The sequence below is a fragment of the Bradyrhizobium sp. P5_C11_2 genome (genome assembly GCF_054049755.1).
On record NZ_JBFULT010000284.1, the window covers coordinates 1 to 9,583 of the forward strand.

General features: G+C 59.1%; 14 protein-coding genes. 4 read left to right on the forward strand and 10 right to left on the reverse strand.

The genetic code is table 11. From position 1 onward, the window contains the following. On the reverse strand, window positions 1-119 hold a 119-nt coding region (locus tag ACXJL8_RS24035; RefSeq protein WP_456685706.1), incomplete at its 3' end, for a DUF6894 family protein. A gap of 1,789 nt (window positions 120-1,908) precedes the next feature. On the opposite strand from ACXJL8_RS24035, the gene ACXJL8_RS24040 reads away from it, so the two are divergent. From ACXJL8_RS24040 to ACXJL8_RS24050, 3 genes are read left to right on the forward strand one after another with little or no spacing between them, the layout of a single operon-like run. Then, entirely contained in the window at window positions 1,909-2,196 is a 288-nt protein-coding gene (locus ACXJL8_RS24040; RefSeq protein WP_456624400.1) for a hypothetical protein, read from the forward strand. Continuing rightward, window positions 2,193-2,486 carry a hypothetical protein gene (locus ACXJL8_RS24045; RefSeq protein ID WP_456685702.1) on the forward strand — a complete coding sequence of 98 codons (294 nt, stop codon included), beginning with the start codon at window positions 2,193-2,195 and terminating at the stop codon, window positions 2,484-2,486. Before ACXJL8_RS24040 ends, ACXJL8_RS24045 begins: the two co-directional genes overlap by 4 nt. Continuing rightward, window positions 2,483-2,629 (forward strand): hypothetical protein, encoded by a 147-nt coding sequence (locus ACXJL8_RS24050; RefSeq protein WP_456624402.1) that lies wholly within the window; start codon window positions 2,483-2,485, stop codon window positions 2,627-2,629. The genes ACXJL8_RS24045 and ACXJL8_RS24050 overlap by 4 nt, the downstream gene beginning before the upstream one ends. 14 nt (window positions 2,630-2,643) lie before the next feature. Here the strand turns inward: ACXJL8_RS24050 and ACXJL8_RS24055 are convergent, their stop codons facing one another. From ACXJL8_RS24055 to ACXJL8_RS24080, 6 genes are all read right to left on the reverse strand, one after another. Beyond that, on the reverse strand, window positions 2,644-2,961 hold the full coding sequence (locus tag ACXJL8_RS24055; protein WP_456624403.1) for a hypothetical protein: 318 nt from the start codon (window positions 2,959-2,961) through the stop codon (window positions 2,644-2,646). An 855-nt stretch (window positions 2,962-3,816) separates the two neighbouring features. Next, complete coding sequence (locus ACXJL8_RS24060) at window positions 3,817-5,091, reverse strand: hypothetical protein (protein WP_456685703.1); 1,275 nt, start codon at window positions 5,089-5,091, stop codon at window positions 3,817-3,819. 475 nt (window positions 5,092-5,566) lie between these two features. Beyond that, a complete protein-coding gene (locus tag ACXJL8_RS24065; RefSeq protein WP_456619463.1) occupies window positions 5,567-6,031 on the reverse strand; it encodes a hypothetical protein in 465 nt (154 codons plus the stop codon). Then, entirely contained in the window at window positions 6,031-6,585 is a 555-nt protein-coding gene (locus ACXJL8_RS24070; RefSeq protein WP_456619462.1) for a hypothetical protein, read from the reverse strand. Before ACXJL8_RS24070 ends, ACXJL8_RS24065 begins: the two co-directional genes overlap by 1 nt. A 98-nt stretch (window positions 6,586-6,683) precedes the next feature. After that, on the reverse strand, window positions 6,684-7,040 hold the full coding sequence (locus tag ACXJL8_RS24075) for a hypothetical protein (protein ID WP_456619461.1): 357 nt from the start codon (window positions 7,038-7,040) through the stop codon (window positions 6,684-6,686). Window positions 7,041-7,294: 254 nt separating this feature from the next. Continuing rightward, the gene (locus ACXJL8_RS24080) at window positions 7,295-7,648 is read right to left on the reverse strand and encodes a hypothetical protein (RefSeq protein ID WP_456619460.1); all 354 of its coding nucleotides are present in this window, start codon (window positions 7,646-7,648) and stop codon (window positions 7,295-7,297) included. A gap of 90 nt (window positions 7,649-7,738) precedes the next feature. On the opposite strand from ACXJL8_RS24080, the gene ACXJL8_RS24085 reads away from it, so the two are divergent. Beyond that, entirely contained in the window at window positions 7,739-7,984 is a 246-nt protein-coding gene (locus tag ACXJL8_RS24085) for a helix-turn-helix domain-containing protein (RefSeq protein ID WP_456619459.1), read from the forward strand. A 22-nt stretch (window positions 7,985-8,006) separates the two neighbouring features. Here ACXJL8_RS24085 and ACXJL8_RS24090 read toward each other — a convergent pair whose 3' ends face one another. The 3 genes from ACXJL8_RS24090 to ACXJL8_RS24100 all read right to left on the reverse strand — a co-directional run. Further along, window positions 8,007-8,492, reverse strand: coding sequence for a hypothetical protein (locus tag ACXJL8_RS24090; RefSeq protein ID WP_456619458.1), 486 nt, complete (start codon window positions 8,490-8,492; stop codon window positions 8,007-8,009). A 30-nt stretch (window positions 8,493-8,522) separates the two neighbouring features. After that, on the reverse strand, window positions 8,523-8,867 hold the full coding sequence (locus tag ACXJL8_RS24095; RefSeq protein ID WP_456685704.1) for an STAS-like domain-containing protein: 345 nt from the start codon (window positions 8,865-8,867) through the stop codon (window positions 8,523-8,525). Next, window positions 8,864-9,583: hypothetical protein (locus ACXJL8_RS24100; RefSeq protein ID WP_456685705.1), on the reverse strand; the 720-nt coding region annotated here is incomplete at its 5' end. The genes ACXJL8_RS24095 and ACXJL8_RS24100, both read right to left, overlap by 4 nt.

Consider the following 9,583-nt stretch of genomic DNA (forward strand, 5'->3'; position numbering starts at 1 on the left):
ATATCCGCCAGCGAGCGAGCCGCCTCTTCTTGCACCTTCTCTATGGTGGAGAGTTCCAGACCTTCCTCATCGGGAATGATCTCATCGCCCTCTCGTATGTCAAAATAGTACCGTTTCATACGACGAGAACGAAACCGACCCGGAATTGTTCTTTTCGTGAATTAGGACATTTCCAAAATCGCTAGAGGTCGGAAACTGGCCAGATGCGAAGAGGCCGCCAACTGAGGCGGCCTCTGGCTTTACAGATTGAAGTACAACATCGAGACTAGAACCGTCGAAAAGACACCTAGTCCTATGATGGCAATTTTCAAAACCAGGTCTGGCGCGGTCACGCTGCCCCCCTTTGGTTCGCAAATCACCTGAATCTTACGCTTTACTTCGGCGGCCGCAACCCAGGCGACATAAGCCACTCTGTTATGTGGGACGTTATTTCGTCCGGCCGGGCCTTCCTAAGTAGGCTGTCTCGCTTGTGCCCGGGTGGCCGCGCCTTGGCTTCATCGCGTAGCTGTTGAGCTTCCAGATCAAGCCTCGCTTTGAGCGATAGCTTATGTCTGAACCGGAGGCGTTTCATGAACTTCCTCCCTTCATGAAATTCGCTTGCTTAAAAACTCTGCAATAGGTCTTAGCGGTCAATGTGGGACTTTACATCTTGTGTTGGTCCAGCGGAACACCGCGACGTGTTCTATGGGACCAAATTCCTTGATCTATGCCAAGGGCCGGCCGGCGGAATATGGCACCGACCTCACGGTTTTCATGGTCAATTTTGATTGGAACAACGAATTAAGGCCGCCTCRGTTGGCGCGGTCTTTGGAGAGTGAGCAATTTTGCTCAGACYCMACGATGTGGGTATGCAATTTGTGCCRCCGCCGGGTTTTGCTYACCCTCCCGGGGCTGGTAAGCCGCCGTCCGCGTCATTTAAGCGGGCGGCGTTTTTRCTATGAAGYAAGGCCGCCTCAGCTGGCGGCTACGGCCTCAGGGCATCTGATAGGAACGACTCTCCGACAGAAAGATTGAGCAATCGGTCTGTGGTGCGGTCCTAGGTTCGCGCCATCCACCCGGAACCGCCCATCGCCCAACGCGCGTTGGGCGATGGGTCGGTTCTCGTGGGGCCGCAACTGAGGCGGCCTTATCTCCGGTCCCGTTGTTCGGCACTGACAGCGTGCTTTAGCCATTCCTCAGCTATGCGAAGCCAAGCGTCTTTGTCGAGCTGGCTGAAGGCGCTGGTCGCGGGCGTCTTCTGACTGCCGTCGGAATCGGGCTGCGTCGTCCATCCCACCACAGACCACGAACTGGCGGGATCCGATACCTCTACTTTGGCGGCTGCAATCCTGGCGACGTAAGCCACTCAGTTATGTGCGCGCCGACTTCGTCTTGCCTAGCTTTTCGTAACAAAGCTTCTCGCTGGGCCCCCGGCGGCAGTGTCTTGGCTAGTTCACGTAGGCTTTTCGCTTCTTCGGCAAGTCGCTCCTCAAGAGGGGAAGATTGGCTAAACCTACGGCGCGATCCCATGGCCTTTCTCCATGACGAATGAACCGGCGATTTAACTGTAAATCCTCGGAGCGGGTTCCACTCAAATTGAGGCGTTCCGCTGGTGAATACACTTCGCGTTCGCAACCTGTTCCGGGCGGACTAGGTCGGCACAAAAACGAAAACTGAGGCGGCTTACCGTACGACGACGCCCAGGCGTAGCCAAAGAAAAACCCGCCGACCTTGGAAGCCTGCGGGAGTTGCAAGAAAAGCTTTTGGCGATCGGCGGGCACCGATCGCAGGAATCGCTTCTAGCATGGCAGGCCCGCCAGCGTGAACCGGCGCCTTCTCCACACCCACGACCGGCGGTAGCTCGCGCTCCCGCCCTGCCGCTAGGAATCGATAATTTGACTCCTGCTTGCGCGCCGCTTCGATGGCGGCATGCCCCGCCCTGCCCGCCGCAACAATCCCTCACGTGCCGACGGCCGGCCGGTGAAGATCACGCTCGGCGAGATGCGGGAGATGGGCGTGCGCGGCGTGCTGATCTATTGCCATTGCGGCCATCACATTGCTCTGGACGCCGACCGCTGGCCTGACAGCGTAAGGCTCTCCGATCTCGAGCCGCGGTTTGTCTGCCGGGGTTGCGGCGGTCGCGGCACCGATGTTCGGCCCGACTTTGAGCGGGGCAACCCGCAGCTTGCAATCATGGGATACCGAAACACGCAATGATCAAGGGCTGGGGGCGGCCTTTCGAGGAGCCGATAGAGGCAGACGGCCGCAGGCTGGTCACGTTGCTGGACGCCGGCGAGTACATCGCCGCGCTGCCGAAGAAGGAGCACGATGTGCCGGAGTGGCAGGCAGCGATGGAAGCCCTGCTCCTGGTGGTCGAGCGCGGCGGTCCAACGATGTTTGCGCGGATCGGCGTCATGCGGGCTTTGAACCGGCATCACGTCCCCGAGTTCAATCCGAAGGGCAAAGAGCCGCATTGGGGCCGGCGCAAGCTGAAGAGGGACCAATGACCGTCTGGATCTACACCGATACAAGCAAGCAGGTTGGAGACAAGGACCGCCTGAAGGTCTTTGCGACTGAAGAGGCGGCCGACGCATCGCTAGCCGAGAACGACCCGGAAGGCGTCGCCTTCGAATACTATGTGATCGAGTGATGTGGAGCGGGTAATCAGCGCCACATCGTTGGTGGGTTCAGGGCCTTGAGACCGGCCGCTTTCAACGCGTCGGTTGAGAGCTGTCCCTGTGCCGCAGCATCGAGCAGCTTCGAAGCAACGTAGGCTCTGGCGCCCGTCTCGCTTACAGGAATATTTTCGCAAACTTCCTCGAGCACCGCTCTGAGCAGCGCAGTCATTTCAGCATTAAACACGCCGAACTCCCGAAATTGAGAGGATGCTGAACGCTGCACAAGCGGAATATATTCGCTTGGCAGCGCTCGCCACGTATTCCGGTCTGGGCTCTGAAATCCCAGCGCCTGCAAAATTGGCACCTGTCTGTCAAAGTAATGTGACAGCTCCGCCGGCCACGTCAACGGGGAGTTTGCCGGGCCCTGCAAAGGCTCGACAGCGTGAACCGGCTGCTTGTCCGCCCGGTCACCGCCCTGGTGACCACCCGGGTGACCGGCGCCGCGTTCGAGGTGTATGGCGCGGGACGCACGGACTAGCGGAAAGCTCTCTCGCGCGCGGCATTCAGGGCCGCCTTTGTCTGCGGGACAGTGTCATTGATGGGCTCCCGGGTAGGCGGTGGCTCGTTGAGGTCTCGGGCCCATGGGGCAGAACGGGTTACTGACGGCGAAGTGGGATCACCTGAATTTGCGCAAGCAGACAGGACGAGACCAATGAAGGTCACCGAACCGGCCCATGTCATCGCCTGGACGCGCATACCCATCCATACACCAGTTCGAGCGAACTCAGGTGAGAGACCCGCCAGCTCGCACCCGCGGGCGTGGCAGAGCGGCCTCGGCCTCATACGCCCAGCCGGGGGCGCGTCTCGCACGCGCGCACCGCCGTCGATTTCGCAGGCAGAATGCCTCCCAGCGCCGTCGCAAAAGAGGCCTTACTGCTCCTCGCTTTCCAGCCGTTCGGCCTCTCTTTGATAGTTTTGAGCTATCTCTTCGAGAGCTTCCCGGCCGAGACCCGGAAGGCAGAGCCTCGCCTGCTCAAAACATAAGCGCTCCATTGCGCGAAAATACGCACTCAATTCTCGTGTGCCCACGGGCAATATGACCTAATGCAACTAATGCAATAGGTGTCCTATAGCGGGAAATTGGAACTCATGGCAACCTGCAAATCCGGCCCGCCAGCGTGAACCGGCGGGCCGTTGCTCTAGCTCGTCGGTGCTTTGATTATGACCAAAGGCCGGCGCTAAGCCTTTCTACCAGTGGTATCTTACCGTCGCGAAACGCAGGCGCATCCAGCGAGACAAAGCGTGGATCTACGCTGTCCTCCCTCCACGCTGCGCGCACAAATATCTTCGCCGCTTGCCCAACGTCCTCCGACTTCACTTCGCCCAGCCATAAGGCTGTTGCTAGCATGACGACGGCGTCTCTACGAATATGGGTCGGTATTGATCGAGAGATTGTCTGATCGGCCAACGTGAACAGCGGATCTGTCGGTGCGGCGATAACGCCGGTCAATGTCGGCTCTCGCAGGTTGGTGGCGCGAATGATAGCTGGTCGCGGCACTATAAGGCGTGGCTGTTGCGAGTTGCGGTCGATCATCTCAGCTATGTCGTGATGGAGACGACGGATGGCCCTGATCTGGCGAAAATCGCAAACGAATGTCGGGCTATGCCGATCTGCCAAAACACTGACCCGCGTGCCGGCAATCACGGCCGCGCGCACTTTCTCGACCAATTCCGGCTTAGGTGTATGAGTCGGGTTGCTAGACCGGAAGCTAACGCACGCCAAGCACTGCCGATGCCACCGACCGTCCGCCTGCAGGTAGCTCTTGCCATGGATGGCGTATGAATGCCCGTGTGCGCAGAACTCTCGACCGCCACGATGGCCTTTCTTCCTATCGGCCAGTTTGCGATTGCGCTCGACCAGCGCCAGCGCCCATGTGCCCCAGTTTCGATACCCGACGCAGTGCTTTTCAAATTTGTTTGCAGATACGATGGCCTTTGTGCCTCTGACGTAGCCCGTCAGCCATCGTTTGCTCATCCCCTTTTCGAGGGCTGACATACACGCGGTGGCCTGCGCAGGCCTCATATATTCTTCCTGATGTGGGATAGCGGCACGCGCGTTAATCTTGTCGAGGCATTCGCCTACCGCGGCACAGTCGGCCGGATGAGGACAATTTATACAGGTTTCAATAGCGGCGCAGTCGCGAATGCTGAAATTCCGCGCTTTTAATTCTGGGAATGTCGGGATGTCCTCTTCTGTAACGTTCGTCGGCCGCACTGGAAGATTGGGGTTAGAGCGTCCCTTCCTCTTGTCTGCAAGCTTGCGGTTGCACGCAGCAAGGCCCAGCGCCTTTGCGCCCCACTCCGGATACAGCTTGCAGTGTTTATCGAATGCCTTCTTGGAGCAAATCGTGTTTCCGCCACCACCGACGATTGTACGTAACGTCTCGCCAGCCTCCAGGCGCGCCATGAAGGACGCGGCCTCGGTCGCGTTCATCGTGAACACTGCCCCCGCGATCAGCTTGGAAAGGCACGACTCGCAGACCCGCGGGGCCCTCTTGCCGGTTCGGAAGCGTGACAGCGGCAAGACTTGCTCACATCGACGACACTGTTTCATCACGACCATCTCCATTTGTTGGATAGGAAGCGCGGAATGCGCGTCGGGGAGCCGAATCCTGAATCGCGGCGAGGCAGCGACAGGAAGAGCCATCGGATTTCACATTGAGAGAGTAGGCGCCGAGTGAGTCGCAGGGCTAACTCACCGGCGGCCGGCGCCGCGCGTTAAGCGTCAACCGACTTGGGTGACTGAACGATACTAAATACGGGAGCGGCTTTTGGGGCTTCATCTGGTTCGGCCAGGAAGCCCGTCACTAGCTGAGTTGCCAGCCGCAAGACGGTCAAGGCATCCTCAGTCCCTTCCGGAAGTTGGCTTGCCAACATCACGGCATGGCGGCGATGCCAGTTTTCCGGTTTCATGCCATCGCCCCTTGCTGCCAGTCCTGCGTTCCAACCTGCTCGTGCAGCCCGTCATGGTCGCCGATGCCGCTCTCCGAGTGGTCCAACTCGTAGTCGTTGACTGACACCACATGCCAGGCAGCCCGTTGATCGGTATGGCCTTCCAGCGCGCCTAGGGAAGGCTCGTCATCGTCTCCCGGCTCGGCGCCGTCGTGCTCGTCCTCGACATCGAGCCGCAGGCCTTCGCAAAGGCGCTCTTGGTTGCCGCTGCGGTCTCTCTCGCCTCCATAGACGGAGGGGTGCCGTTCTAAAAAGCCAAGCGATGGTTCCAAGTCAGGATCTAGGTCGCTCGCGTCGAGAAACGCTAGGAGCCGATCGATCTCAGCGCGGGCTTGACTGCGAAGGTCGCGGAGGACGACTAGAGTCGCCTCCCGCTCTCTATTCTGCTGGCGCAGATTTGCGACGCGGGGGTTTTTGCCCATCACGCTTGCTCCGTCATCATCGCCGGAAGAATTTCGCACAGCGCGGCCAACAGGAACTGTTGCCAGGAGCCGCACTTGTCGTCGTCTCCCCCGCAAAGGTCAGACGGCCAGCCCTGCCCGTCGGTATCAGCAGCCACAGCATAGGAGAGCAGCGCGAGCACTCCCGCTGGGGTGGTTGGAAAGCTGTTGAGAATCTCGCAAGCCGCTGCCGTCTCAGCATCGAAGGCCAGCGACATCGCAGCTTCGCTCGCCTCAAGTCGCTCATCGTTGGCACGCGCATCCCGGAGCCTGACGCCAGAGCCCACAATTTCACGCTCCAAGATGCAATGGGCGTCCGCTGCGGCTGCCACGCACTCCCGCGCCAGCTTATGCCTCTCGATGGCTTGAAAGACCGGATCAGTCTCGCGTAATGGCGCGATGCCCGCTGCATTCGCTAGTGTGGTACTGCCAGCCGCTGCAACGGCAGCCGTTGCCAGAAACGAGCGCCTGCTCGGTGTGGAGTCTTTCGTATGGGCGTGCGTCATCGCCGCGCCCGAAGATACCGCGTTGCTCATGTCGTCTCTCAAAATGCTGGAGGGATTAGGTAGTTGCTGCATCGGCCGAGCGGTATGGTTCCGCCCTCGCTCAGCCGGTTGCGCTGTGTGCTGGTCGGTTACTTCACCTCCTTTCGGGCTTGCCAGCCAAAGAGCTGGGGCCAAAGGGGGTCGAAGTGTTCGCAGAGCGCTTCAAATGCGGCGCGTGCGGCGCTTTCGACCAGTTCGATTTGAAGGCGCGGCCAAACGGCCGTTGCCTGAACCTGGGCCGTCCAATGGCTCGAGCTGAACCCTTCGCGGACGGCCTCGATGGTTTCGTGAGAGTACCCCTCGCATTGGCCGACCGTGCCAAACCCGAGAGCGAGCAAACCGATTTCGCGCTGCTGCTCGGGTGAGAGCCGGTCCCACGCCTTGCCGGCGTCGAAGCTGGCGAGCTCGTGAAATGTCGGCAGGCGATCCGAAAGGGGAATTTCCACCTCGGGCTCCGCGACTTCACCGGAGGAGTGCCACCGCGTCGGACGCCGATGATTGTCCGCGCGTTCCAGATGGCCGCGCGCTTGCGCTCACCCTTCTGCAAGAGAACGTCAACCATGCCACGGGGGGTCTTCGTGCCGACGCTGACGCTAAGCACGACTTCCCCGGAGCCGGTCAAGTCACCGCGCAAAAGGTGGCGCGCGGGGACCTTGACGAGGGTGCTTTGGTTGGATGGTGCGAGCATGTGCGCGCTCCCTTATGCCCAACGCTGAGCAGGCAGCTCAAAGGCCGGCGCCATGCCAGTGCGCACAACACGAGCCTCAGCGAAGCCGCTGCGCATCTGGAGCGCGAGGTAATAGCTGTAGGGGCGGTTAACGTGATGGGCGCGACCGCGGCACGACAGTTCGTCGGCATAGTCAGCCTTCGCGAGGGCGTGGGCCTCGGTCATGAGCTTGGAGCGGAGCGCGTTGGCCGATGAGCGCGGCTTGGTGTTGACGGACGCCTCACGGCGGACAATGGCTGAGTTGCGGTTGAATTGCCCGGTCTGCTGATTGGTGAGGAAAGGTGCGGGCATAGCTCCGCCGTTCACCGGGAAGGTGGTTTTGCTCATTGGGGTTGCTCTCGCCAGATCTATTTGATAGAAATTCTATTAACACGTCTTAGCGGCGCGATCAATAGAAATTCTATCAATGGAGTTGAAATGTTTTCAGTCCGTCAGATGAAGGCCGCCCGAGCATTGCTTGCTTGGTCGCAGGGCGACCTCGCCGAGGCGTCAGGCGTGTCAGAGCCAACCATCGCTAGACTTGAGTCTGAGGATGGCGAACAGGTGGGCGGGCGTGCGGAGACAAGCGCGAAGCTGAAGGCCGCTCTAGAGAAGGCCGGCGTCGAGTTCATCCCCGAGAACGGCGGAGGTGCTGGCGTGAGGATGAAGAAAAGAAAACGCTGACGCCCGTGTTGGCTAGGATCGTTCACACTCTCGGCAGAAACCACCACTGTTGTAGAGCTTCCATGCGCTCTCGGCGGATTTGCACAATCAGGGCACTAGCTACATGCTGGACGGCGGCTGCGGTTTCCGCAGAGACGGTCCGATTGTGAACCCCAAATTCCCCGCCGGTCATTGCGCGCGAAAAATTTGCTTCAGCTTGCACAAGCCGGTCGTTTGCAAGCCCTTTCACGAGCCCGGCCAGAGACACGCGAATTGAAGCGATCCTCACAAGCCCTGAACTGATCCGCGCTTGTAACACGGGGATCTTCGGATCGGCCTGGGGCGTAATCCAGTACTCGCTCCCAAGATCGGCAAGTTTTGCGATATCGCTGCAAAGGTCATCGATCCGCTTATCGGCTTGATCCGTGCTTGCCTTCCAGCGGCTGACCCAAACGCCGCTCAGTCCCGCTGAGAGGGCGGCTGTCAGAAGTATCTTGCCGATTTCGAGCAGATAGTCGGTTTCCGGCACGGGCGCGCCACGGCATATAGGTTTGTATGTCTAAAGAGACTTGATCGCGTCGTTGAAATACTTCGCCGCGTCTTGGCGGAAGCTCTCGTAAATTGGGCTGTTCGCTCTAATCTCTAAAGTGTCGGCGAGCGTCTTGGCATCCAGTGCATGCTTTCTCACGATGCCACCGAACACCTCCTCCAAGAAGGAAGAAGAATAGCTGTAAGCGTCGTCTAACAGCACGACAACTTTGTCGTGATTTTGCGCAGCCTTCTGCAAGGCAGGCAGAAGAACCTGGTCACGAAACCGCTCAGCATTGAAGGGGCCGTCCRCAGACGTGCGACCCGCCGGTGAAGGCGAAAAGTCATTTGCAATAGATAAGATCATTTCGCTCATGGCTGCTGCGGGCGGTTGGAGATTAAAGCTTCAAGCTCAAGGTAGGTTCCTAGCAACGGCCCTTCGTGGGTTTTTACAACTTTGGAGCCGTCTGCGCCATAGATGCATTCGCCGCAGCGACTGACGACACGAAGCCTACCTTCGGGACAAAGCTTGATGATGTCTAGGATTTTGGGAAGACCCTTCCCTCTATATGGGAGCCCGGTTGACGAAGCTGTGAGCTGCATTGCCATATCGATTGCCTGGCCGTCGTGGCTCGCATCAGAGGGGTCAAAGCTTAACGAAAACAGACTGAGGAACCGCTGAGTTAAGAGGCCCACTTCCCATTTTAACGGCAACGCTTGAGGAATGGTTATTCCTTGATCATAAATGGCAAGGGTAACCCTGCCTTCGTGATCCGCGGCACCCACGAACCACCAAAGCGGCACCGTATTGCGAAAATCCGTGTACTTGGGCGGATAAGCATGGCTCCGCACGTTTTCAACCGCATCGGTCACGGCGCTGGCAAGCTGTACGCGTAGGCCTGCATCGCCTTGGACTTTGCCGAATAACGAAAGGATCGCCTCGTTGACGGGCGACAGGTCGGCATCGCTGCCACTAACCATAGGCTCGATTAGCAAACCGTTGGAATTGGCGGCAACACCGATATCCAGGCCGAGCAGGTCGAAGAAGCCAAGCCCGGCCAGTGTGGCTCGCACATCCGGATTCCATTGATC